At 67.5% G+C, this 21515-nt stretch carries 26 protein-coding genes and 1 tRNA gene; 21 read left to right on the top strand and 6 right to left on the bottom strand.

Going from position 1 to position 21515, the window contains the following annotated elements:
• Window positions 1–3 precede the first annotated feature (3 nt).
• Genes FNH24_RS18775 through FNH24_RS18765 form a run of 3 tightly spaced genes read left to right on the top strand, consistent with a single transcriptional unit; the run spans window position 4 to window position 1711 of the window.
• The gene (locus FNH24_RS18775; protein WP_152363732.1) at window positions 4–450 is read left to right on the top strand and encodes a nucleoside/nucleotide kinase family protein; all 447 of its coding nucleotides are present in this window, start codon (window positions 4–6) and stop codon (window positions 448–450) included.
• Entirely contained in the window at window positions 431–655 is a 225-nt protein-coding gene (locus tag FNH24_RS18770) for a hypothetical protein (RefSeq protein ID WP_152363731.1), read from the top strand. Before FNH24_RS18775 ends, FNH24_RS18770 begins: the two co-directional genes overlap by 20 nt.
• A gap of 57 nt (window positions 656–712) precedes the next feature.
• The gene (locus FNH24_RS18765) at window positions 713–1711 is read left to right on the top strand and encodes a phosphotransferase family protein (RefSeq protein WP_152363730.1); all 999 of its coding nucleotides are present in this window, start codon (window positions 713–715) and stop codon (window positions 1709–1711) included.
• 52 nt (window positions 1712–1763) lie between these two features.
• Here FNH24_RS18765 and FNH24_RS18760 read toward each other — a convergent pair whose 3' ends face one another.
• On the bottom strand, window positions 1764–2303 hold the full coding sequence (locus FNH24_RS18760; protein ID WP_152363729.1) for a histidine phosphatase family protein: 540 nt from the start codon (window positions 2301–2303) through the stop codon (window positions 1764–1766).
• A 128-nt stretch (window positions 2304–2431) separates the two neighbouring features.
• Here FNH24_RS18760 and FNH24_RS18755 point away from each other — a divergent pair, with 128 nt between their 5' ends.
• From FNH24_RS18755 to FNH24_RS18740, 4 genes are all read left to right on the top strand, one after another.
• Window positions 2432–2830 carry a RidA family protein gene (locus tag FNH24_RS18755; RefSeq protein WP_152363728.1) on the top strand — a complete coding sequence of 133 codons (399 nt, stop codon included), beginning with the start codon at window positions 2432–2434 and terminating at the stop codon, window positions 2828–2830.
• A gap of 142 nt (window positions 2831–2972) precedes the next feature.
• Entirely contained in the window at window positions 2973–3293 is a 321-nt protein-coding gene (locus FNH24_RS18750; RefSeq protein ID WP_175047890.1) for a hypothetical protein, read from the top strand.
• Between the two features lie 73 nt (window positions 3294–3366).
• Window positions 3367–3981: a DinB family protein gene (locus FNH24_RS18745; RefSeq protein WP_152363727.1), complete on the top strand. Its 615-nt coding sequence runs from the start codon at window positions 3367–3369 to the stop codon at window positions 3979–3981.
• 388 nt (window positions 3982–4369) lie between these two features.
• Window positions 4370–4720: a hypothetical protein gene (locus tag FNH24_RS18740; protein WP_152363726.1), complete on the top strand. Its 351-nt coding sequence runs from the start codon at window positions 4370–4372 to the stop codon at window positions 4718–4720.
• An 852-nt stretch (window positions 4721–5572) separates the two neighbouring features.
• Here the strand turns inward: FNH24_RS18740 and FNH24_RS31995 are convergent.
• Window positions 5573–6445, bottom strand: a complete 873-nt coding sequence (locus FNH24_RS31995; RefSeq protein ID WP_152363725.1) for an HD domain-containing protein — start codon at window positions 6443–6445, stop codon at window positions 5573–5575.
• A gap of 123 nt (window positions 6446–6568) precedes the next feature.
• Here FNH24_RS31995 and FNH24_RS18730 point away from each other — a divergent pair, with 123 nt between their 5' ends.
• The 8 genes from FNH24_RS18730 to FNH24_RS18695 are packed head-to-tail and all read left to right on the top strand — an operon-like array spanning window position 6569 to window position 12382.
• Complete coding sequence (locus FNH24_RS18730) at window positions 6569–6967, top strand: hypothetical protein (RefSeq protein WP_152363724.1); 399 nt, start codon at window positions 6569–6571, stop codon at window positions 6965–6967.
• Complete coding sequence (locus tag FNH24_RS18725; RefSeq protein WP_152363723.1) at window positions 6967–7227, top strand: hypothetical protein; 261 nt, start codon at window positions 6967–6969, stop codon at window positions 7225–7227. The genes FNH24_RS18730 and FNH24_RS18725 overlap by 1 nt, the downstream gene beginning before the upstream one ends.
• Window positions 7224–7493 (top strand): hypothetical protein, encoded by a 270-nt coding sequence (locus FNH24_RS18720; protein ID WP_152363722.1) that lies wholly within the window; start codon window positions 7224–7226, stop codon window positions 7491–7493. The genes FNH24_RS18725 and FNH24_RS18720 overlap by 4 nt, the downstream gene beginning before the upstream one ends.
• On the top strand, window positions 7490–8974 hold the full coding sequence (locus FNH24_RS18715; RefSeq protein WP_152363721.1) for an FtsK/SpoIIIE domain-containing protein: 1485 nt from the start codon (window positions 7490–7492) through the stop codon (window positions 8972–8974). Before FNH24_RS18720 ends, FNH24_RS18715 begins: the two co-directional genes overlap by 4 nt.
• On the top strand, window positions 8971–9327 hold the full coding sequence (locus tag FNH24_RS18710; RefSeq protein ID WP_152363720.1) for a WhiB family transcriptional regulator: 357 nt from the start codon (window positions 8971–8973) through the stop codon (window positions 9325–9327). The genes FNH24_RS18715 and FNH24_RS18710 overlap by 4 nt, the downstream gene beginning before the upstream one ends.
• Window positions 9328–9329: 2 nt before the next feature.
• Entirely contained in the window at window positions 9330–10961 is a 1632-nt protein-coding gene (locus tag FNH24_RS18705) for a replication initiator (RefSeq protein ID WP_246186997.1), read from the top strand.
• Between the two features lie 18 nt (window positions 10962–10979).
• The gene (locus FNH24_RS18700) at window positions 10980–11168 is read left to right on the top strand and encodes a helix-turn-helix domain-containing protein (protein ID WP_246186963.1); all 189 of its coding nucleotides are present in this window, start codon (window positions 10980–10982) and stop codon (window positions 11166–11168) included.
• Window positions 11165–12382: a site-specific integrase gene (locus tag FNH24_RS18695; protein ID WP_152363718.1), complete on the top strand. Its 1218-nt coding sequence runs from the start codon at window positions 11165–11167 to the stop codon at window positions 12380–12382. Before FNH24_RS18700 ends, FNH24_RS18695 begins: the two co-directional genes overlap by 4 nt.
• Before the next feature lie 28 nt (window positions 12383–12410).
• Here FNH24_RS18695 and FNH24_RS18690 read toward each other — a convergent pair.
• A tRNA-Pro gene (locus FNH24_RS18690) sits at window positions 12411–12484 on the bottom strand.
• 104 nt (window positions 12485–12588) lie between these two features.
• On the opposite strand from FNH24_RS18690, the gene FNH24_RS18685 reads away from it, so the two are divergent.
• Together FNH24_RS18685 and FNH24_RS18680 are read left to right on the top strand one after the other, a co-directional pair.
• Window positions 12589–13011 carry a DUF5655 domain-containing protein gene (locus FNH24_RS18685; RefSeq protein ID WP_152363717.1) on the top strand — a complete coding sequence of 141 codons (423 nt, stop codon included), beginning with the start codon at window positions 12589–12591 and terminating at the stop codon, window positions 13009–13011.
• 225 nt (window positions 13012–13236) lie between these two features.
• Complete coding sequence (locus FNH24_RS18680) at window positions 13237–14556, top strand: acyltransferase family protein (RefSeq protein ID WP_161606197.1); 1320 nt, start codon at window positions 13237–13239, stop codon at window positions 14554–14556.
• Here the strand turns inward: FNH24_RS18680 and FNH24_RS18675 are convergent.
• The 3 genes from FNH24_RS18675 to cmk all read right to left on the bottom strand — a co-directional run bounded on the left by FNH24_RS18675 (window position 14540) and on the right by cmk (window position 17285).
• Window positions 14540–15199 (bottom strand): response regulator, encoded by a 660-nt coding sequence (locus FNH24_RS18675; protein WP_217428301.1) that lies wholly within the window; start codon window positions 15197–15199, stop codon window positions 14540–14542. The two genes, FNH24_RS18680 and FNH24_RS18675, sit on opposite strands and share 17 nt — an antisense overlap.
• Window positions 15196–16542, bottom strand: a complete 1347-nt coding sequence (gene der / locus FNH24_RS18670; RefSeq protein WP_246186962.1) for a ribosome biogenesis GTPase Der — start codon at window positions 16540–16542, stop codon at window positions 15196–15198. The genes FNH24_RS18675 and der overlap by 4 nt, the downstream gene beginning before the upstream one ends.
• Before the next feature lie 62 nt (window positions 16543–16604).
• The gene (gene cmk / locus FNH24_RS18665) at window positions 16605–17285 is read right to left on the bottom strand and encodes a (d)CMP kinase (protein WP_246186961.1); all 681 of its coding nucleotides are present in this window, start codon (window positions 17283–17285) and stop codon (window positions 16605–16607) included.
• Between the two features lie 115 nt (window positions 17286–17400).
• Between cmk and FNH24_RS18660 the strand changes: the two genes are divergently transcribed.
• The 4 genes from FNH24_RS18660 to FNH24_RS18645 are packed head-to-tail and all read left to right on the top strand — an operon-like array spanning window position 17401 to window position 21513.
• The gene (locus FNH24_RS18660) at window positions 17401–18399 is read left to right on the top strand and encodes a LacI family DNA-binding transcriptional regulator (protein WP_152363713.1); all 999 of its coding nucleotides are present in this window, start codon (window positions 17401–17403) and stop codon (window positions 18397–18399) included.
• 17 nt (window positions 18400–18416) lie between these two features.
• The gene (locus FNH24_RS18655) at window positions 18417–19364 is read left to right on the top strand and encodes a carbohydrate ABC transporter permease (RefSeq protein WP_152363712.1); all 948 of its coding nucleotides are present in this window, start codon (window positions 18417–18419) and stop codon (window positions 19362–19364) included.
• Between the two features lie 2 nt (window positions 19365–19366).
• Window positions 19367–20206 (top strand): carbohydrate ABC transporter permease, encoded by an 840-nt coding sequence (locus FNH24_RS18650; RefSeq protein WP_152363711.1) that lies wholly within the window; start codon window positions 19367–19369, stop codon window positions 20204–20206.
• A 20-nt stretch (window positions 20207–20226) separates the two neighbouring features.
• Complete coding sequence (locus FNH24_RS18645; RefSeq protein ID WP_152363710.1) at window positions 20227–21513, top strand: ABC transporter substrate-binding protein; 1287 nt, start codon at window positions 20227–20229, stop codon at window positions 21511–21513.
• The last annotated feature ends 2 nt before the right edge of the window (window positions 21514–21515 follow it).

The following is a 21515-nucleotide window of genomic DNA, read 5'->3' as shown; positions in this document are numbered from 1 at the left end:
CGCATGAAACCGCCCGAAGGTTCCGCGGAGCCCGTGATCACGAACTGGCAGCGTCTCTCGGTGCGGGAGCTGCCGGAGCGTCTCGGCCTGCCAGGTCGGGAGGCGGGAAATCGGGTGATCTTGGTGGATGGGCGAAGCGCCGGCGGGAAGACCACCCTGGCCGGCCGACTCCAGATGGTGCTGCCTGGATCGATGGTGGTCCACACCGATGATGTGGCGTGGAATTTTTCGATCCTCGGCTGGGATTCGGAGTTGATCGAGAATGTGATCAGGCCGGTGCGGCGGAACGAGCCGGTGCGCTATCAGCCGCCGGGTTGGGCTCCGAATGGTCGTGGCGGCGCGATCACGATCGAGTCGGACCGGGACCTGATCGTGGAGGGTGTCGGCGCGGGTCGGGCAAATCGCGGCGTGGGCCCATGCCGTCGTCTGGGTGCAATCCGACTTCGATGATGCCCGCGAGCGCGGGATCGCGCGGGATCTGAACGAGGGAGTCAGGAGTGACGCCGCCGCGGTCGAAGGCTTCTGGGAGGAATGGATGCGGGAGGAGCTGCCGTTCCTGGAGAGCGATCAGCCCTGGCAGCGGGCGGCGGTGATCGTTGCCGGGCGGAGCGCCGGGGACAAGGAGGTCATCGACGTCGCGGCGTCGGACCGATGATCAAGTCGCCGGGCCGGCGCGAGTTACGCTGTTGATCTTCAGACTGGAGGCCGTGGAATGATCCCGAACGCTTCGGAGCTGGCCTGGGCGGAAGGCAGGGTGGGGCCGGGCGCTCGGGTCCTCGACGTCCAGGCGATGCACGATGTCGGAGGTCCGTGGTGGCTGCGGATCGAGCACCACGGAACCGTACGCAACACCATGCTGCGGCTCGGTCGACCGGGCTCGGCGCAGTTGACCACCGTGGCCGCGGCCTTGCAGGTCGCTGCCGAACACGCAATCTCAGCACCACGGCTGCTCGGCGTCGAGCTCGAGGGGACGTTGCTCGGCCGGGCCGTGATCTTGGAAACGGCGTTGCCGGGTGACAGCACCCTGCCCCGATCCGTCACGCCGGCGCGACTTCGTGAGGCCGGTGCCGCGATCGCGAAGGTCCACGCGGTCCGGCTCGAGCCGGGCCCGGGACTGCCGCTTCGCGTCCGGCCCACGGAGCCGGTCGATCGGGCGATGGAACGACGCTGGGCCACTGCATTTCGAGCCACGGCGGAGAGCGAGCAGGACGCGATCGTCGCCGCGCTGTGCGAACTCACCGGGTGGTCGGAGGATCGCGCCCGCCGGATTGCGTTGGTGCCACCCATGACTCCGCTGCTCCAGCTCGCCGATGACCGAATCCGGGACCTCGGCCGGCCGAGCGGCGCAACGGTCTTCGTCCACGGCGATGTCTGGGGCGGCAACATGCGCTGGGAGGGCGACAGCTGCACGGCCTTGATCGACTGGCGCTACGCCGGGGCCGGCGATCCCGGCGTGGACCTGGGCGAACTGCGGATGCAGATGGCCCATCAGTACGGCCTCGAAGCCGCCGACCACGTCCTCGACGGCTGGCAACGCGAGGCCGGGCGCCAGGCGACCGACGTCGCCTACTGGGACGCCGTCGCCGCGCTCAACACTCCGGCCGACATGGCCGGCTGGCCCGCTTTCGACGAAGCCGGCGACCCGTTGGACCAGCCGGGCATCATCAACCGCCGGGACGACTTCCTCCGCTCAGCCCTGGCCCGACTGTAGCTGATCATGGCCGTGCGACCGCGCGATGTGACGCTACGGAATGTCTGCCGCGCTACAGATCGAGGCGATATTCCCATCCCTCCCGCCAGGCGAAGTCGGCGTTGATCAACTCTTCCAGCGGCTTGCCGTCGACGAAGTGGTCGAGGGCCCAGCGCGTGGTCACGTGGCCGATGATCAAGATGCGGGTGCCTGACCAGCGCAACGGAAGGTCCTGGAGGAAGCGCCCTGCGCGTTCGACGGCCTGCCGCCAGCTCTCCCCGCCCGGATAGGGCAGATCGAGGTGCTCGGCCATGCCGTGATGCAAGTCAGCCGCGGGCATTCCGTTCAGGTCGCCGAAGTCACATTCCCGGAGTCGCCAGTCCAGCAGGATCGGGGTGTCCGAGCCGGCGAACGCCACGGTGGCGGTCTCGGCGGCTCTGGTCAGGTCGGAGGCGAAGACCGCGCTCAGCCCGTCGTCGTGCCGCCGCGCGCCCAGCTGTTCAGCGGCCTGCCGGCCCCGGGCCGATAGCCGACTCCCCCGCCACCCCGAGGCGGCGCCGCGATCATTGTCCTCGCTCCAGGAGTGCGTCTCGTACACGATCTTGACGGTCATGGCCCCACGGTGTCACAGCACGAGCCAGGATGGAGGCCTTTGGAGCTCGGGCGGGGGTGTACCTTCCCTAGTCCCCAGACCCGTTCCCAGAGCCCCGACCACTTCGCCGACCACCGGAGATCATCACCATGACGCTCGAGTTCATCAATCCAGCGGACCTGCCCACTCCCGCGACCTACACCCAGGTCGTGGTGGCGACCGGAAGCAAGCTGGTCTTCGTCGCCGGCCAGGAACCTGAAGACGAGAACGGCAACCTCGTCGGCCCGGGTGATCTTGGAGTCCAGGCCCGTCAGGTGTACGCCAACCTGGGCCGGGCGCTCGCAGCCGCCGGCGCCCGGCCCGACCAGGTCACCAAGATCACGATCTTCGTCGTCGGCTATCAGCGGGACGAGTGCCTGCCGACGATCGAAGCAGCCCGCGTGACGCTGTTCGGTGATCACAAGCCGGCCGACACCCTGGTGGGAGTCGAGTCGCTGTCCCCCGGCTACCTGGTCGAAGTCGAGGCGATCGCCGTGATCGACGGCTGACGACAAACCGGTCGACAACGGCGCCGGTCACGGTCAGGCTGACGGTGATGACGAACAGCGAAGTGTGGAGTGAGAAGACCGCCGAGGCCAGGTCGAGTGCTTCCGCAACGCGGCCCGACACCTGAAACCCGGCGGCCGCTTCGTGATCGAGCTGTGGGTGCCGCCGATCCGCCGCCTCCCGCCCGGACAGCAGGCGGTGCCGATGGATGTCGGCGATGATCATGCCACGTTCGACACGTACGACCTGGCGACCCAACACTGTACGACTCACAACTACTATCGCGATTCCGACGGCACTCTCCGCCACGGCTCCGGCAGCTTCCGCTACATCTGGCCGGCCGAATGTGACCTGATGGCGCAGCTCGCGGGGCTTGAACTCGAGTCACGCTTCGCTGACTGGCATCGAGCCGCGTTCACGTCCGAGAGCAGCAATCACGTCTCGGTCTGGCGCAAGCCACTCTGACTGTCATACCGGCACCAGCGCCGGGTCGGTCCAGCCTTGCCGCACGCCGCAAGGGCGTGCCAAGCTCGGCGCCATGACGGGCAAGCGCGCCGAGCTGTTCCTCACCTGGATGGGACTCATCGACAGCTACACGCTCGACCGGGCGCGGAAGGACCTCACCCAGGACGAGCTCGACTTCGAGCCGCACCCGGGTGCGTGGGGCATCCGACCGCGGGGCGAGCAACGGACCAAGCACGCCGGCGGCGATGACAGCGGCCAGTGGGTCGTCGAGTGCGACTGGGACCTCGCGACCGACGAGTACGAGGGCCGGCCGGTCGTGATGCCCATGACCACCATCAACTGGCTGCTCAACCACTTCGGCGCGGCGCCGGGCCTGTTCGCCGAACTCGAGATCGTCGGCGGCCCCACCACCCCGACCCAAGACGTCTACAACCGCATGTGGAGCCACACGGTCATCCCCACGGTCGACGAGGGCCTGGCGCGATTCGACGACGGCTGGGCCGCGCTCAAGGTAGCGCTCGAGACCACGACCGACGAGCTGCTCGAGCGGGACTACCCGGGACATCCCTGGGGGCGCGGCGACCACGCCCTCGCGGCGATGCTCAACGAGGTCAGTCACCACGGCACGCAGATCTGCATGGTGCGCGACATCTTCGCCAACCGTTACGGCAGGACCCGGCAACGCTGAGCCAGACCTCTTGCCGTGTTACCGGACTCCGCGAATCAGCCCTCGGTGCTGCGGAATGTCGATCATGCAGTGTCGGGCTGACGGGATTCGAACCTGCGACACCTTGACCCCAGTTGACTCGGGCTGAACCTTGGACCGTGCGGCCGGATCACATTCCATGATCATTTAGGCCCCCAGGGTCTGGGAGGTGTGCCGTTGGAACCAAACTGGGTACGAGTTCTCTCCCCTCGCCACACCGGCCCCGCGTAGGCGCCCGTTTTGGCTGGAACAGAGCGAGTCTGCGGCCCTTGACGCGTGGAGTGGAGGCCAAACACTGGTCCTACGACGGGGACGGGGCACCGCAAGGTTCAAGCCCAACTGCAGGGCGTTGGTCTGTCACCATGGGGTGATGAGCCCCGGCCCTAGTGATCGTGAAACCGCGGCTGAGTCCAAGCGCCGCCAGGTCTCGGCCGCGGTCCTGGTCGGTATCGCTCGGAAGAGCCCGGTGCTGGCCTGGACCGTGGCCGCAGTCAGTGGCGCTGGATCGGCGCTGCTGGTGTCGTTCTACGTGATCTGGCCGGGCTTGGATCCGAAGGTCGGCATCATGCCGCAAGCCGTGTTGCCGGTTGCCGTCCTGATCGCCGGGTCGGCGTTGGCGTGCTTCATCGCGATTGACCGCGCGATTCAGATACGGGAAATGAATGTCTGGCTTGCCGCAATCCAGGATCGGGCCGCACTCGGCCCGGAGGGCCGCCCTTGATCCAAGAGAGGTCAATTCGACGGGTCACGAGCGACGGGCTGTGGACGAGGATGACCACGATTGCTGCTCGTCGGTCCTCGGGGCGGCGTGATCACTACGGCCACGCTTCGCGATGCCACACCCTGCCGTCCAACGTGATCGCTCTGGCGAGCCGAAACCGGCGCTGACGAGGTACCGAATCTCGATCATGCAATGTCGGGCTGACAGGATTCGAACCTGCGACCCCTTGACCCCCAGGTGGCTTGGGTCAGTGCGCCGACCCTGTCAGTGCGTTACGTTCCATGATCATTTAGGCTCAGAATGCACCGGTAGGCATGCCGTTGGGACCAAATTGGGTACGAGTTCTGACCCTCGCCACACCTGCCCCGTCCCCTTCGTAGGCGCCCGTTTTTGGCTGGAACGGAGCACGTCAAGGGTAAGAGCAGACGAGTTCCTGACACCCGATCCGAAACGGTTGGTGCCCCGTCTGTGATCAACAACATCCACACTCAACGCGTCCAGTCGACACCTGCCGACGCTGACTCACTCTGCGGCAATGGACACGGCCTGACCAAGCGGTCCACGGTCTACCGGCTCACCGCCTGGACTAGGACACGAAGGCGTTTCGGATCGGGTGTCAGGAACTCGTCTGTGGCCCTTGACGTGTGGAGTGGAGGCCAAACACTGGTCCTACGAAGGGGGACGGGGCAACGCGACGTCAAGACCCATCCCAATCACGGTCCACTTCCAATGGCGGGCGGGTCGAGCGAGCGGGAGCGGAGCGGAAGCGAGCCGACCGCAGGCGGCGCGGAGCGCCGCCCTTGATCTAAGAGAGGTCAATTCGACAGCTTGGTTGCCAGTGGCCGCTCAGGCTCAGGCCTTGCGGGTTTGGGCGGCGCGGGTGCTGGAGCGAAGTTCGGCGTACGAAGCGCCGAACATGGTCCACCAGGTCGGATCGGTCAGACTGACGGCTTGGGCTAGCTGCTTACCTGACTCGGTGCGCAGAGCGTTGATCGCGTTCTCGCGCCATTCATCGGTGGCGAACCCTTGCTTTCCATACTCGATCGCTTGGAGCAGGACGTCGATCTTGTCAGCGTCCCGGGCGATCCGCGCTTCAACGGTGTCTTGGGCCTCGTACTCCGCTACAAGGTCTTGAAACACTGTCCCGGTCTCTACCGGCATACCTGCGGTTTGATGCGCGGTGATGGCTTCCGGTTTGGCGGTAGTGACGTAGGCACGGCCCACAGCTTCGACGTCACCTACGCGGGTTTCGGGTACATCGTGCATGAGGCACAGCGCCGCAACTCGCCCGACATCGGCACCAGCCATCTGCGCCAGCGAAATCCCGATAATGCCTACTCGGAAGGTGTGGTCGGCGACCGATTCCGGCTGTGGTACGCCGAGCATGACCCACCCGGCGCGCTTCAGATTCTTCAAGTGGCCAACTTCGAACAAGAAGGACGCGAGACCTTCGAGCGGATGGCTGGTTCCCTCCTCCACTGGAAGGTTCGCCTGCGCACGGACGTACACGCCGCTTCCGGTCCGCGTGTCAACGAAGCCCTCGTCACGCAGCGTGTGGATGGCGTTTTGAACGGTCATGACCGAGACACCGAAGAACGCTGCCAACTCCTTGCCGGAGGGCAGGCGTTCTCCAGGCCTGAACTCGTCGGTGAGGATGGCCGCGCGCAGGGACCCGGCGATCTGGACGTTCGGGCGGCGGGTGTCGTCTGGATCGAGGCGTTGCATAGCGCAACCCTAGCCCACCTACCTAGATAGGCCGCGCAGGACCCTAGACAAGCGACCTAGGTACATGTTAGGATCAGTATTAGTTGATCCAACAGCAACCTAGCTAGCGGGAGTGTGGTCCGAATGGCGATCTACGCGGTAGACAGCAAGCGTCAGCAGATGGTGGCGACCGGCAACGTGACGCCGGTGAATGAGTGGATGGACACGCCGAACGGTCGGCGTCAGTCCGATCAGCAGGCCCGTGATGCCGACACCGGGATGCTGCTGTGGGAAGTCGAGGTTCTCTATCAGTCGGTGTCGTTCGGCAAGAACGTGACCGTCACCGCTCCGGTGCAGGTCGGCGCTGATGCGCAGCCGAGTGTCAAGGCGTTCACTCCGGTCGAGTTCGTTGACCTGATGTGCTCGGCCAACGTCACCAAGGGCGGTGGTCTGCGGGAGTCGTGGCGGGCTGAGCGGCTGGCCGATGACAAGCCGGGCCGGGCCGCTGGTCAGGGTGCGAAGCCTGAAGGGCAGGCAGCGTAATGGAACCGGTCAGCCTGCGGGTGCCGCTGGCCTCCCCGATCACGGCCGCGTGTGTGTCCTACCCGACGGCCCCGCCGATCCTGTCGGTGTGGACCTCGCGGTTCTTCCTGACCTTCACGTCAGGCACCCGCACCGTCACCCCGCCCGATGTTGATGCGGTGCGGCACCTGGCCGACGTGATGCGGGACTACGCCGACCAGTTACAGGAACACCTGGAACGCGAAGACGACTCCATGATCAAGATCGGAGGCCAGCGATGAGCACCTACCACCGCACGTCAGTGATCTTCGACGACGAAACACCCATCGTGCCGGGTGTGCACGAGTCCTCGATCTCAGGGCGGGTCATCGGCAGCGTGGACATCGGTGACGGAGGCGAACTGGTCCTGATGCCGAAGTCCAGGACGGACGTTGACCGCCTGGTCGCGGCCCTGGTCGAACTGGGGATGAGATGGGACGCCGAGGCTCACCGGCTGCAGCAGCCCGCCCTGATCCTTGTTGATCTTGAAACGGGGATGAAGTCATGAGCCGCCGCAAGGAAGCCGTGAAGGTGCGGAAAGAGTCGATCGGTATCGCGGTCGGGTGGCAGATTGCGGGCGCGGTCCTGGGTGCCCTGGGCCGGTTGATCAAGCTCATTGTGACCACTCCGCTGCTGTGGCTGCCACTGCTGTTCCTGGCCGCGCTGGTCGCCGTGGGGCTGCGGTGGGGTCAGACGGTCATGGTCGTGACCGGTGCGTCCACGATGGTGCTGGTCGGTGCTGCTCTGACTGGCTGGCGGCTCCGCTGGCCGTCCTCGTTCGGCCGCTGGGTCGCCGGGCCGGTCCGGGGTCAGTGCCGCCGCATCCTGGTCTACCGGCGTCGCTGGCAACCGGCGATGTCGATCACCGGTCTGTCCCGGATGGTCGGTGAGAACGAAGACCTGCCGAAGCTGGTCCGGGTCCGCTCCACCGCCCACACTGACCGGGTACGGGTCCGGCTGCTGCGCGGTCAGACCATGGCCGATTGGGCACTGTCGGCGGAACGGCTGGCGCAGGCATTCGACGTTGAGCAGGTCCGGATCGCGAGTTGCCCCGGCAAGCGGCAACTGATCGACCTCGTGGCCCTGGTCGAAGACCCGCTCGCTGACGGCGCCCCGCCGATCGAACCCGATATCGAGTCCGAACTGTCCGGCGCGGACACGGTTGACCTGTCGGCTGTGCCGATCGCGTGGACCGAAGATCGGCAACTATTCACGCTGCCGCTGCTCGGTAACCACATCCTGATCGGTGGTGCTGTGGGTGCCGGTAAGGGTTCGGTGCTGTGGTCGCTGGTGAAGGGCCTCGGTCCTGCTGTCCGCTCGGGCCGGGTCCGGCTGATCGGTCTGGACCCGAAGGGCGGCATTGAACTCGGCTTCGGCCGTCCGATGTTCCACAAGCTGATCAGCGCCGATCCTGACGACGCGGAGAAGACCGCGACCGAAACCCTGGAAGCGTTCGCGGTCGCCCTTGAGGATGCGGGAACGATCATGCGCGCCCGGCTCGCCCGGATGCAGGGCAACTCCCGGCTCCACGTGCCGAGCGTCGAAGAACCGCTCTACGTGATCATCATCGATGAGATTGCCGCGCTAACCGCCTACGTCGATGACCGCAAGATGCGCGAACGGATCGGCGCCGCCCTCGGCATCCTGCTCTCTCAGGGCCGCGCCCCCGGCTGCCTGGTGGTCGCCGCGCTGCAAGACCCCCGCAAGGAAGTCCTCCCGCAACGCGGCCTGCTCCCGATCCGGATCGGGCTGCGACTGAACGAAGCCAACGACACCACCATGCTGCTCGGTGAAGGCGCCCGCGACCGTGGCGCAGCCTGTCACCTCATCCCCCGTTCGATGCCCGGCACCGGCTACGTCCTGGTCGAGACCCAGCCGGAAGCGGCCCGGATCCGGTTTCCCTGGATCAGCGACCCGGACGTGATCCAACTCGCTCAGCAGTACGCCCCGCGCGGCACGCTGCCCGATCTGCACCTGGTCGCATCATGATCACCGAGCCGGTCCAGCTTCCGCTGCCGTTCCTGCCCGGCCTGCTCGCCCATCACCGGGCCGTCCTGGTCGACCTCGCCTCCGGATCCTGGCACCGTCGTGCTGCCTGCCGTGACGGTCGCCCCGACGACTGGTTTCCCGAAGATGATCAGGACGCCTCTGCCGCCTTCGAAGCTCGCCGGGTATGCGGCGGGTGCCCGGTGGCCCGTCAGTGCCTCTCCTGGGCTCTCCTGGTCGGTGAGCAAGGCATCTGGGGCGGCACGACCGAGGCCGACAGGGATGCGATCCTGGCCGACCTCGGCTCCGGTCTCCCGCTCGGCCGGGTCCCGGCGACCGAACCGCTGGCGGCGTGATCATGGAAACCGCCACCGTTACCGAGCTGGCCGACGCCCGCAACCGCGACATCGCGGGCCAGGCGCCGAGCGTGCAAGGTCTGACCGATCTTGCCGTCAAGCACGGCGTCTGTGTCCGGCCGGTCCTGCAACGGCTGATCGACACCGCGACCGGGGAAACCCGGATCGTGCCCATCCCCTGCGGCACGACCCGCGCCGACCGGTGCCCGCCGTGCGCGGACCGTAACCGCAAACTACGGATGACCCAATGCCGCGAGGGCTGGCACCTCGACACCGAACCCGACACCGACGATCACGACACCACCGAAGACCCCGACGACGATCAAGACCAGGCCGACGACGACGATCAAGATCAGGATCGCCGGGTACGGTCGACCCGCCGCCGTCAAGACATGCCCGACCTGCCGAAGGGTGATCACCGCGACGGCACCGTCGCCCGTCAGATGACCTCCCCGAACGGGCAGAGCTACCGGCCGTCGATGTTCCTCACCGTCACCCTCGGCAGCTACGGCCCCGTCCACGCCGAAACCGGCCGCTGCCGCTGCGGCGAGCACCACCGGCCCGGCTCGCCCCTGGCCGGAACGCCCCTGTTCCCCCACCGCTACGACTACCGCCGTGCGGCGCTCGACGTGCTCCACTTCGGCAAGCTCGCAGACCGGCTCTGGAAGAACATGCGCCGCGTCGCCGGGTTCGAAATGCAGTACTTCGCCACCGTCGAGCCCCAACGGCGCGGCGCGATGCACCTGCACGTCGCCACCCGTGGCGCCATGACCGGCACCCTGCTGCGCCAGGTCGTCGCCGCGACCTATCACCAACTCTGGTGGCCACCCCACGACACCCCCGTCTACACCGACCCGGCCCGGATGCCGGTCTGGCATGCCGACCGTCAGACCTTCGTGGACCGGTTCACCCGTCGCGCTCTCCCCACCTGGGATGAAGCGCTGGACGCGATCGACGCCGACCCGGCTGCTCGGCCGGCGCACGTTACCCGGTTCGGTCCGCAGGTCGATCACCGCTGGCTCATCGGCGGATCAGACCGCACCGAAAAGGTGATCGGTTACCTCTGCAAGTACCTCACCAAGTCCGTCAGCGACACCCTCTCCGGTCCCGAAGATGATCATGACCCGACCGCCGTAGCCCGGACCCATCACCTGGACCGGCTTCACGCTCAGGTCCGCATCCTGCCCTGTGCGCCGGAATGCGGGAACTGGCTCCGCTACGGCGTCCAGCCCAAGGACGCCAACGGCAAGACCACACCCGGACACTGCCGCCGCAAGGCCCACCGCCGCGAGAACCTCGGCTATGGCGGTCGCCGCGCTCTCGTCTCGCGACGGTGGACCGGCAAGACCCTGGCCGATCACCGAGCCGACCGGGCCGAAGTCGTGCGCCAGGTCCTCACCGCGGCTGGTATCGACATGCCCGAGCCGGACGAGTATTCGGCAACCGCACCCGGTGACAACGGCGAACCCCGCTACCGGTGGGAAGTCGTCAAGCTGGATGACGCCGACCGCCCGACCTATCTCGATGTGATCGGCCCGGCCGTCAACCAACGCCACCGATGGCGAGCCCAGTACGACGAAGCCAAGCGGGCCGGACCCCAACCGGGCATTAATTCGACAATCGGTCTGAACTGACTACGGGAGAAGATGATCATGGAAGAGTTCCTGACCACCCAGGAAGTAGCGAAGCTGTTGCGGGTCGACCCGTCGACGATCCGCAGGTGGCGCCTCGATGGGGTCGGACCTCGATATGTCCAGGTGGGCAACGTCTACCGCTACCCGCTGAGCCAGCTCAGTGCCTGGGCAACCGAGCGCTGTGAGCAGGGTCGCCTCGCGTCATGACCCGGAAGGTTCCGCCGCTGGGCGTTGCGGTCCACTGCGACATCTTCGAGCGATCCGGCCCGCGTGGCATCCGTTTCCGTGCGCGGGCGCGGTGGACTGATCCCACTGGCAAGCGGGACGGCACGACTGAGACGTTCGCAACTCGGGACGGGGCGCAGGCCTGGTGCGATCAAATGGCCCAGGTGGCAGCGACGGGAATTGATACCGGCCAGACCCTTGCCGACTACATCGGGTCGATCGGTGATCGTTGGCTGCGGACCGTTGACCCCACGTCCACGGCGGACCCGTATCGGGCTGGCATCAATTTGCGGGTGAAACGGGACCTCGGGCATATCGGCGTAGGCATGATCACGGCTGGTCTCGTCGACCGGATCATTGACCGGTGGGAAGTCGAGTGCGGCCGGTCGACGGTGAAGAACACGGTCGCAGCGCTGGTCCTAGTGCTGGACGAAGCCGTGCGGGATGAACTGCTCAAGCGGAACCCTGCGCGGGACCGGGCTAGACGGAAGACCGTCGGCAGGCAGCCCGATGACGACGTGGCGAACCCTCGCGACCTGGCGCTGCCCGACGTGGAGACGCTCAACCGACTCGCGGATGCTGCGGTCAAGAAGGGTCAACACAAGTGTTGGGGCGACGTTGTTGTCATCCTGGCCACGACCGCTATGCGCATCAGCGAGGTTGCCGGGCTGCTCGTCGGTGATATTGATCTTGATCAGGGCATTGTTCCCGTTGTGCGCCAGACCTATCCCGGTCGCGGCGGGTTGGTGACGAAGGCAACGAAGGGTCGGCGTACGCGGGACGTGCCGATCATTGATCCACTGCGGTCCACGCTCGAACGGCTCACCTTCGGTCGACCGGCCGACGCTCGGCTCCTGGTTGGCCCGCGCGGCGGGGTCATCACCACGGCCACCCTGCGTGATGCCACCGACTGGGACACCCTCGTAACCAATCTCGGCTTCCCGGGCCTGGTCCGGCATGGTCTGCGGCACACGGCGCTGACGTGGATGGCCGATAGTGGCATTGAACTAGACATCCTCCAGCGGGTCGCCGGTCACTCTGACCCTGCGATCACCGCCAGGTACTTGCACCCGGACCGCGCCCGCCTTGCCCGTGCTGGCGCTCAATATGCGGCTTGGTGGGCACAAAATGGGTACAAGCCCGACCCCAACACTCCGTCCAACGTGATCCCGTTGGCGAGCCGAAAGCGGGGCTGACAAGGTGCGGAATGTCGATCATGCGTTGTCGGGCTGACAGGATTCGAACCTGCGACCCCTTGACCCCCAGTCAAGTGCGCTACCAAACTGCGCCACAGCCCGTGGTCCCGCGCCGAGCGTGGGCCACGAGCCGGAACTCTACTATGCGCCGGCCGGGAGGCCCAACGCGGTTACCGGTTCGGCGGCGCGGTGTCAGAATGGCCGGCATGGCACGGTGGATCTGCCCTCGCTGTGATCGCGAGTTCGCGGCCGTGGGTCAGGGCCACAGTTGTGTCCCGGGTTCCACGGTGGAGGCGTCGCTGGCCGGCGCGCCGGCGTGGATGCGGGAGTGTTACGCGGCGATCAGCCGGGAGTTGCGGCGGTGCGGGCCGGTGCATGAGGACGCGGTGCGGGTCGGGGTGTTCTTGAAGACCGATCGTAAGCTCGCCGAGTTCCGGCCTCGGGCGAAGACGGTGCGGCTGACGCTCTGGCTGCCGGGCCCGGTCGAGCATCCTCGGTTGCTTCCGCTGGCCGAGCCGATGGCCGCCCGGGTGTATCACCACTTCACGTTGCGCTCGATCGACGACCTGGACGAGGAGCTGCTGGAGTTGGTCGGCGAGGCGTACGACTTCGCCACCGACTCTGGTTAGCCCCAGCAGCTGTCCCGGCTAGCCCCAGCGCCGGGTGCTGAAGGGATCTGCAACTACTCCGGTACGGGCCGGAGAACCACTCCACAGCAGGACGTTCGGGCCGTCTCCCCGAGCCTAACCTGCCGGTGTCCGCATCCCTCGTGATCATGGAGACCGGCCGTGTCCGTAATCAGCACAGCAAGATCAACATCAACCCCAGCAGCTTCCGGCGCGGGCCGAGACCGGGTGGTCGACCTGGTCCGGGCCGGCTGCTTGATCATCGTCGTCGGCCTGCACGCGTTCATGGCCGGCATCACGGTCGACGCCGGGCAGCTGTCGGTCTCCGACGCCACCCACGGACAGCCGTGGTTCGCCGCGCTGACCTGGCTGGTCCAGATCATGCCGCTGTTCTTCCTGGTCGGCGGCTTTGCCAGCATCACGCACTGGCGCCGGCTGCGGTCCCGCGGCGCCAGCCCGAGCGACTATCTGCGCGCCCGCCTGGAGCGGTTGGCGCGGCCGGCCGTGATCACGTTCGCCGTCATCGCGGCCGGGTTCGGGCTGGCCATGCTGCTCGGGGTGTCGGGTGAGCTGCTGGCCCAGGTCGGTTTCCGGATGGGTCAGCCGATGTGGTTCCTCGGCGTCTATCTCGGGGTCACCGCGCTGGTGCCGATCATGGTCCGGTTGCACGAGAGCGCCCCGAAGCGGACCCTGGCGGTCCTCGCCGGCGGAGCCGTCGTGGTCGACGTCCTCCGTTTCGGCACCGGCATCGAGGCCGTCGGCTTCCTCAATCTCGTCTTCGTCTGGCTCGCCGTCCAGCAGCTGGGCTTCGGCTACGCCGACGGCTGGTTCCGCCGGATCGACCGGCGGCAACTTCCGGCCGCGGTGATCGGCTCGCTGCTCGTGCTGATCATGGTCGTGGGGTACGCCGGCTACTCTCCCAACCTGATCGACAACCTCAACCCACCGACCTGTTGCCTGCTGCTGTTGGGCGTTGTCCAGGGTCTGCTGCTGACCCTCGCCGCCCCCGCCCTGGAGCGGCTGACGCACCGGCCGACCATCCGCACCCTGGTGGATGCGATCAACGACCGGGCGATGACGATCTATCTGTGGCACATGTCGGTGCTGGTGACCATCGCCCTGATCATCCTGGCCGCCGGGCTGCCGTTCCCGGAGCCGCTCAGCGCCGGGTGGTGGTTCACCCGCGGCTTCTGGCTGCTGGCGATCGCAGTGGGCATGATCATCGCGGCCCGCGCCCTGGGTCGGTTCGAGCGCGGGCGGCCGACACCAGGCGGGCGAACCAACCGACCGACCCACCCGGCCCACCCCCTTCGACAAGCTCAGGACGGCCCTTCGACGGGCTCAGGGAACGAAACCAGCCGCCGGGGTCGGCTCGGGGCGCTGCCGATCATGATCGCCGCCGTGTTGCTGGCGATCGTCGCCGTCGGCACCGTGCTGATCGCCGGGTTCTCGCTGCTCTCCGCCGCGCTGGCCACCCTCGGCCTCGCCGTCGCACTGAGGCTCGCCCGCGGCACTCGGCCGCGGCGGATGATCACTGCCGCGGCGTGACCAGCCCGGACTCGTACGCGGCGACGACCAGCTGGGCCCGATCGCGCAAACCGAGCTTGGTCAGCATCCGCGAGACGTGGGTCTTCACCGTCTGCTCGGCGATGAACAAGGTCTTGGCGATCTCGCTGTTGGACAGGCCGCGGGCGACCGCGACCAGCACGTCCCGCTCCCGCTCGGTGAGCCGGTCCAGCGCCGCCCCGTGCGGTGCGGACGGGCCGCCGGAAGCGGCGAACTGTTCGATCAGTCGCCGGGTGATCGACGGCGCCAACAGCGCATCGCCGGCCGCGATCACCCGGACCGCGTTGATCAGCTCCCCCGGTGGCGAGTCCTTCAGCAGATAACCGCTGGCCCCGGCCCGGATCGACTCGTACACATAGTCATCGGTGTCGTAGGTGGTCAGCATCAACACCCGCGACGACGACTCGCGGACGATCTCTCGGGTGGCCTCGATCCCGTTCATGATCGGCATCGACAGGTCCATCACCACCACGGCCGGCCGCAGCCGGGCCACCAGGCCGACGCATTCGGCACCGTTCTCGGCCTGGCCGACGACCTCCAGGTCGGACTGTTCGGACAGCAGCGCGACGAAGCCGGCCCGGACCATCGCATGATCATCGGCGATGACCACCGAGATGGTGGTCACCGGTCGCGACGCTTCTCCCGGGCCCGGACGTGGACGTGCACCGGTGACCCGATGAATCCGAATTCCTCGCGCAGCCGCCGCTCCACGAACCGCTGGTAGTGATCATCCAGCTGGCCCGAGGTGAACAGGATGAAGGTCGGCGGGGCGGTCCGGGCCTGCGTCCCGAACAGGATCCGGGGCTGCTTGCCGCCGCGGACCGGGTGCGGATGGGACGCGACGATCCGGCCGAGGAAGCCGTTCAGCTTCGCCGTCGGCACCCGGGTCTCCCAGCCGTTCAGCGCTTCCTCGATCGCCGGGCCGAGCCGGTCGACGCTGCGGCCGGTCTGCGCCGAGATGTTGATCTTGCTGGCCCAGCCGAACTGGTTCAGGTCCCGCTCGATCTCACGATCGAGGTAGCGGCGCCGTTCCTCGTCGGTCAGATCCCACTTGTTGAAGGCGATCACCAGGGCCCGGCCGGACTCCTCGGCGTTGGACAGGATCCGCAGATCCTGCTCGGTGACCGACTGGCTGGCATCGATCAGCGCCACGCACACCTCGGCCCGCTCGATCGCGCCCTGGGTCCGCAGGCTGGCGTAATACTCGTGCCCGGTCGCCTCCTTGATCCGGCGACGGATCCCGGCCGTGTCGATGAACCGGTACGTGGTCCCGGCCAGCGTGACCAGCTCGTCCACCGGGTCGACCGTGGTCCCGGCGACGTCGTCCACCACCGAACGGTCGGAGCCGGCGACCCGGTTGAGCAGGCTCGACTTGCCCACGTTGGGCTTGCCGATCAACGCCACCCGGCGCGGTCCGCCGACCTCCGCGCCGGTGTCCCGCGGCGCCTCGGGCAGCAGCTTCAGCACCGCGTCCAGGAGATCACCGGAGCCGCGGCCGTGCAGCGCGGACACCACATGCGGCTCGCCCAGGCCGAGGTTCCACATGCTCGCCGCCTCGGCCTCGCCGCGCACATCGTCGACCTTGTTGGCCGCCAGCAGCACCGGCTTCTTGCTCCGTCGCAGCACCCGCACCACGGCCTCGTCGTCATCGGTGGTGCCGATCGTCGCGTCGACCACGAACACCACCGCGTCGGCGGTGGCGACGGCCAGCTCGGCCTGCTCGGTGATCCGCGCGGCCATCCCGGCCCCGTCCGGATCCCAGCCGCCCGTGTCGACCAGCACGAACCGGCGCCCGTTCCAGTCGGCGTCGTAGAAGATGCGGTCCCGGGTCACGCCCGGCACGTCCTGCACGACCGCCTCGCGGCGACCGAGGATGCGGTTGACCAGCGTCGACTTGCCCACGTTCGGGCGGCCGACGACGGCAACGACCGGTACCGCCGGGGCAGGGTCGGTCGCAATTTCGGTCATCGGCATTTTCCTTTGTCAGTAACAGAATGTGGGTGCCCGAGGCAGGCTCGGGGCGGGGAAGATCAGGCGCCGGAGTGCTCCGGCACCAAGCCGCAGATCACGTCGATGACCTGCTCCAGCGAGAGTTCGGTCGAATCGACGACGGTCACACCGGGGGCGGCTTCGGTGAAGGCGGCGACGGTCGAGTCATCCCGGTCGCGCCGGATCACCTGATCGGTGACCGCGGCATGATCAACTCGGTCGCCCAGCTCGGCCTGCCGCCGCGCGACCCGAGCCGCCGGATCGGCCACCAACAGCACCCGTACGTCCGCATCGGGCGCGACGACCGTCGTGATGTCACGTCCCTCGACGACGATGCCGTGCTCGGCGGCCGCGACGATGGCCTGCTGCCGGGCCACCAGATCCTGGCGCACGGCCAGGTTGGTCGCGACGGAGCTGACCGCGCGCGACACCTCGGGTGCGCGGATCGCCTCGGTCACGTCGGTGCCGTCGATGCTGATGGTCGGAGCCGACGGATCGGTGACGAAGTCCATCGCTGCCGCGGCGACTCGGCTGGCCACGACGTCCGGGTCGGTCAGTCCGTGGTGCAGCACCAGCCAGGTCGCGGCGCGATACATCGCCCCGGTGTCGAGATAGGCCAGGCCCAACCGATCGGCGACGCCTCGGGAGGTGCTCGATTTGCCGGACCCGCTGGGCCCGTCGATCGCAATCACCAGTCGTTCGGTCACAGGGAGCCCAGGCACCCAGACAGCGTACCGGGATCTGCCGGACCGTTCCTCTTGACAGCGCTCGGGCTGCGGAGCACAATCCTGAAGCACGCGTTGTAAACGTTTACAACGATCCCGGGAGGAGGACGACGTGAAGGTCACGCTGCACGAGGTCGCCGCCCGGGCCGGGGTCTCGATCGCCTCCGTCTCCCGCGCCCTGAACGGCGAGATCGCCAGCGCCCGCACCATCGAACTGGTTACCCGGGCCGCGGCCGAACTGGGCTACATCCCGGACCAGCGGGCCCGGTCGCTGAAGCTCGGCGCCACCCGGCAGCTCACCTTCGCCGTCGCCGATGTCGGCAACCCGGTCTATGTCCAGATGCTCCGGGCGGTCGAGGACGCGGTCCGCGAATCCGGCTATCGGGTCCTGATCTCGTCCACCCGATCGTCGGTCGAGGCCGAGATCGAGCTGCTGCAGAGCCTGCTCCGGCGCCACTCCGACGGCTTGGTGATCAGTCCATTGCGGGTGACCGAGGATTTCCTCACCGCCCTGGACCGGCTCACCATCCCGGCCGTCGTGATCGGACGCCTTCCCGACGATCATCCCTACGACATCGTTCGTACGGATTCGGCGGCCGGCGTCGATCTCGCCATTGATCATCTGATCGGCTCGGGGCGACGGACGATCGGGTTCCTGAACGGCCCGACCGACACCACCCCGGGCAGCATCCGCGGTCAGGCCTTCGCCGCCGCCCTGGCCCGGACCGAGCTCCCGGCGGCCGAGGAGCATCGAGCCACGGCCGCCGACTTCACCTTCGCCGACGGGCTCACTGCCGCCACCGAACTGCTGGACCGGGCACCCGGTCTGGACGCCGTACTCGCCGCCAACGATCTGCTCGCGGCCGCGGTGCTGCATGCTGCCCACCGGCACGGACTCCGGGTCCCGGAGGACCTCGCTGTCATCGGCATGGATGACTCCGAGCTGGCCAGTCAGCTGATGCCCACCCTGACCAGCGTCTCCCTCGGCTCCGCCGAGCGTGGTCGCCGCGCCGCCGAACTGCTGCTGGCCCGGATCGCCGATCCGAGTCTGCCGGCCCAGCAGGTGATCATTCCGCCGGAGTTGATCATCCGCGACTCCGCTCCCAGTTGATCGATCAAAGAGGACCGATGTCAACGATTGCCGCCCCCACGCCCGAGGTCTCGCAGCCTCCGCCACCGCCCCGCCGCACCTCGCGCCAGGTGATCGTCCGGCGTCGCGAGATGGCCGCCCTGGTCATCCCCTCGCTCATCCCGATCCTGATCTTCAGCGTGGTTCCGCTGCTGAACGGGGTCTATCTCGCTTTCACCGAGGCCACCCTGGGCCGGCGCTCGTCCAACGCCTTCGTCGGCATCGACCAGTTCGTCAAACTGTTCGGTGATCGGCAGTTCTTCGATTCGTTCCGGATCGGGCTGACCTGGGCCATCGGGGTCACCCTGCTGCAGCTCGTCGCCGGCCTCACACTGGCGCTGCTGCTCAACGCGAATCTCCGCTTCCAGGGCATCGCCCGGCTGCTCGCGCTGGTGCCGTGGGCCATGCCGCCGGTGATCGTCGCGATCATCTGGAAGATGATCTACAACCCGAACTCCGGGCCGTTGAACGGCTTCATCCAGCTCTTCGACCCCGACTTCCGGCTCGACTGGCTGGGCTCCTTCGAGGTCGCGTTGCCGGCGGCGATCGTCGTCGGCGTCTGGGTCGGCATGCCGCAGACCACGGTCACGCTGCTGGCCGGGTTGCAGCAGATCCCGGCCGAGACGGTGGAGGCGGCCGAGATGGACGGGGCCGGCGCACTGCGGCGGTTCTGGCACGTCACGCTGCCGTCGCTGCGGCCGGTGATCACGTCGATCACCTCGCTCAACTTCATCTGGAACTTCAACTCGTTCGGGCTGGTGTACGTGCTGACCGAGGGCGGGCCTGGCGGCCAGACCATGCTGCCGATGCTGTTCGCCTACAACGCGGCGTTCCGCGACGGCGACATCGCCTACGCGGCGGCCATGGGCAACGTCATGGTGATCGTCGTCGTGGCGCTGCTCGCCTTCTATCTGTGGACCCAGTTCAGAGCAGAACGGGACAACTGATCATGGCCGTACGCACTCATCCGGTGGCCAGGACGCTGCAATACGTCGCCCTGGCCGGCTTCATCCTGTTCCTCGGCTTCCCGCTGTTCTATCTGGTGCTCGCCTCGCTCAAGTCCTCCGCGGAGCTGGCTTCGCTGGACACCTGGATCCTCCCCCGCGAGCTGCACTGGGCCAATTTCGGCGAGGCGCTGGCCAGCCAGGGCATCGTCCGGGCCACCTGGAACACGTTCATCGTGTCGATCACGACGACCGTGATCGTCACCGCCATCGCGATGCCGGCCGCCTATGCGATGGCCCGCTTCCGGGGTCGGCTGCGGGCGGTCGGCACCGGCTACATCCTGGTCAGCCAGGTGTTCCCGGTGGTGTTGATCATCATCCCGCTGTTCCTGATCCTGCGGACGCTCCGACTGAACGATTCCTTGATCGGCCTGACCCTGATCTACACCACGTTCTGCCTCCCGTTCGCCCTGTGGATGTTGCAGGGGTTCGTCGCCGCCATCCCGATCTCGCTCGAAGAGGCGGCCGAGGTCGACGGCGCCGGCCGGTTCACCATGCTCCGCACGGTGATCTTCCCGCTGCTGGCACCCGGGCTGGTGGCCAGCGCCATGTTCACCTTCGTCTCGGCCTGGAACGAGTTCTTCTTCGCCCTGGTGCTGCTGCAGAGTCCGGAGAACTTCACCCTGTCCCGGGCCCTGGCCCTGTTCGTCGGCGCCGAGGGACAGGTCCGGCTCGGCCCGCTGGCCGCCGGGGCCGTCCTCGCCTCCATTCCCAGCCTGATCTTCTTCGCGATCATGCAACGCCGCCTGGTCTCGGGCATGTTGTCCGGCGCCGTCAAAGGCTGAATCGCCCGAAAGGAATTCCCATGAAACTCCGTCGCATCGTTGCCGCGGCCTCCGCCGCGGCTCTCACCGCCATCGCCGCGACCGGCTGCGCCGGTGGCAGCCAAGACAGTGCCGGCACGCCCGAAGACCCCGTCACGATCAAGTTCCAGTCGCTCGCCTTCCTGCCCGAATCGCAACAGGCGGTGAAGCAGATCGTCGAGGACTTCAACACGGCCAACCCGGCGATCAAGGTCGAGCTGGTCCAGGGCAGCTGGGACTCCGTCCATGATCAACTGGTGACCCAGTTCGCCGGTGGCACCGCCCCGGACGTGATCCATGACGAATCGGCCGACGTCACCGGATTCGCCAAGGACGGCTACCTCGCCGACCTTTCCGGCACGATCGACCAGGGGGTCAAGGCCGGCGTCGAGCCCGGAGTCTGGGACGCGGTGACGGTCGACGGCGCGGTCATCGCCGCGCCGACCCTGATGCAGTCCTACCTGGTCTTCGCCAACAAGAAGTTGCTCGATGCCGCCGGCGTCACCGTACCCACCGGCGAGCTGAGCTGGGACGACCTGGCCGCGATGGCCAAACAGCTCAAGGAGAAGACCGGCAAGCCCGGGATCGGCTGGGGCCTGAAGAGCCCGACCGCCACCTTCATGAACCTCGGGCTCGGCTTCGGCGGCAACTACTTCGACGGCACCGGAGCGGATGCCAAGATCAAGATCGGCGAGCCCGAGCTCGAGGTGCCCCGCCGGGTCGCCGCGATGGCCGCCGACGGCAGCCTCGACGCCACCACGCTGAGCCAGTCCGGCAGCGAGGTGCTGCCCGGCTGGTACGCCGGCAAGTACGCCCTCACCGTGCAGGGCTCGTTCCAGGCCGCCGCCTTCATCGCCGACGCGCCGAAGGACTTCGAGTGGGTCGCCCTGCCGCCGCTGAAGGGATCCGTGGACGCGGCCCAGGCCGCGAACCCGCAGACCCTGTCGGTGTCGGCCGACTCCGAACACCAGGAGCAGGCCACGGCGTTCGTCAACTACTTCATGCAGGCGGCCAACCTGGCCGCGGTCGCCGAGGGCGAGACGCTGTTTCCGACCAGCAAGGAGGCGCAGGAGAAGGTGCTGGCCGACACCGGCGGCAAGAACGGCTGGGACCAGATCATCTCGTCCGGGCGGACGCTGAAGAAGGCGCCGTTCCAGTCGGTCGACGACTATCCGGCGTGGAAGGACCAGATCGCGACGCCCGCGTTCCAGCAGTTCCTCGCTGGCAAGATCGACGCGGCCGGACTGCAGGCGCAGCTGACCGATGGATGGGCCACGGTCACCCGGTGATC

Origin of the sequence: Microlunatus speluncae, from assembly GCF_009299835.1 — a bacterium.
GTDB classification, from domain to species: domain Bacteria; phylum Actinomycetota; class Actinomycetes; order Propionibacteriales; family Propionibacteriaceae; genus Microlunatus; species Microlunatus speluncae.
The sequence above is the reverse complement of the archived record's forward strand: the minus strand, read 5'-3'. Positions and strand labels throughout refer to the sequence as shown.

Coding starts and splice junctions, on each gene's coding strand:
- FNH24_RS18740 (WP_152363726.1), top strand. CDS start 4,370: ATGAGCCCCGGCCCTAGTGATCGTGAAACCGCGGCTGAGTCCAAGCGC.
- FNH24_RS18700 (WP_246186963.1), top strand. CDS start 10,980: ATGGAAGAGTTCCTGACCACCCAGGAAGTAGCGAAGCTGTTGCGGGTC.
- FNH24_RS18775 (WP_152363732.1), top strand. CDS start 4: ATGAAACCGCCCGAAGGTTCCGCGGAGCCCGTGATCACGAACTGGCAG.
- FNH24_RS18695 (WP_152363718.1), top strand. CDS start 11,165: ATGACCCGGAAGGTTCCGCCGCTGGGCGTTGCGGTCCACTGCGACATC.
- FNH24_RS18730 (WP_152363724.1), top strand. CDS start 6,569: ATGGCGATCTACGCGGTAGACAGCAAGCGTCAGCAGATGGTGGCGACC.
- FNH24_RS18760 (WP_152363729.1), bottom strand. CDS start 2,303: ATGACCGTCAAGATCGTGTACGAGACGCACTCCTGGAGCGAGGACAAT.
- FNH24_RS18650 (WP_152363711.1), top strand. CDS start 19,367: ATGGCCGTACGCACTCATCCGGTGGCCAGGACGCTGCAATACGTCGCC.
- FNH24_RS18705 (WP_246186997.1), top strand. CDS start 9,330: ATGGAAACCGCCACCGTTACCGAGCTGGCCGACGCCCGCAACCGCGAC.
- der (WP_246186962.1), bottom strand. CDS start 16,542: ATGACCGAAATTGCGACCGACCCTGCCCCGGCGGTACCGGTCGTTGCC.
- FNH24_RS18710 (WP_152363720.1), top strand. CDS start 8,971: ATGATCACCGAGCCGGTCCAGCTTCCGCTGCCGTTCCTGCCCGGCCTG.
- FNH24_RS18685 (WP_152363717.1), top strand. CDS start 12,589: ATGGCACGGTGGATCTGCCCTCGCTGTGATCGCGAGTTCGCGGCCGTG.
- FNH24_RS18645 (WP_152363710.1), top strand. CDS start 20,227: ATGAAACTCCGTCGCATCGTTGCCGCGGCCTCCGCCGCGGCTCTCACC.
- FNH24_RS18745 (WP_152363727.1), top strand. CDS start 3,367: ATGACGGGCAAGCGCGCCGAGCTGTTCCTCACCTGGATGGGACTCATC.
- FNH24_RS31995 (WP_152363725.1), bottom strand. CDS start 6,445: ATGCAACGCCTCGATCCAGACGACACCCGCCGCCCGAACGTCCAGATC.
- FNH24_RS18655 (WP_152363712.1), top strand. CDS start 18,417: ATGTCAACGATTGCCGCCCCCACGCCCGAGGTCTCGCAGCCTCCGCCA.
- FNH24_RS18765 (WP_152363730.1), top strand. CDS start 713: ATGATCCCGAACGCTTCGGAGCTGGCCTGGGCGGAAGGCAGGGTGGGG.
- FNH24_RS18755 (WP_152363728.1), top strand. CDS start 2,432: ATGACGCTCGAGTTCATCAATCCAGCGGACCTGCCCACTCCCGCGACC.
- FNH24_RS18720 (WP_152363722.1), top strand. CDS start 7,224: ATGAGCACCTACCACCGCACGTCAGTGATCTTCGACGACGAAACACCC.
- FNH24_RS18725 (WP_152363723.1), top strand. CDS start 6,967: ATGGAACCGGTCAGCCTGCGGGTGCCGCTGGCCTCCCCGATCACGGCC.
- FNH24_RS18715 (WP_152363721.1), top strand. CDS start 7,490: ATGAGCCGCCGCAAGGAAGCCGTGAAGGTGCGGAAAGAGTCGATCGGT.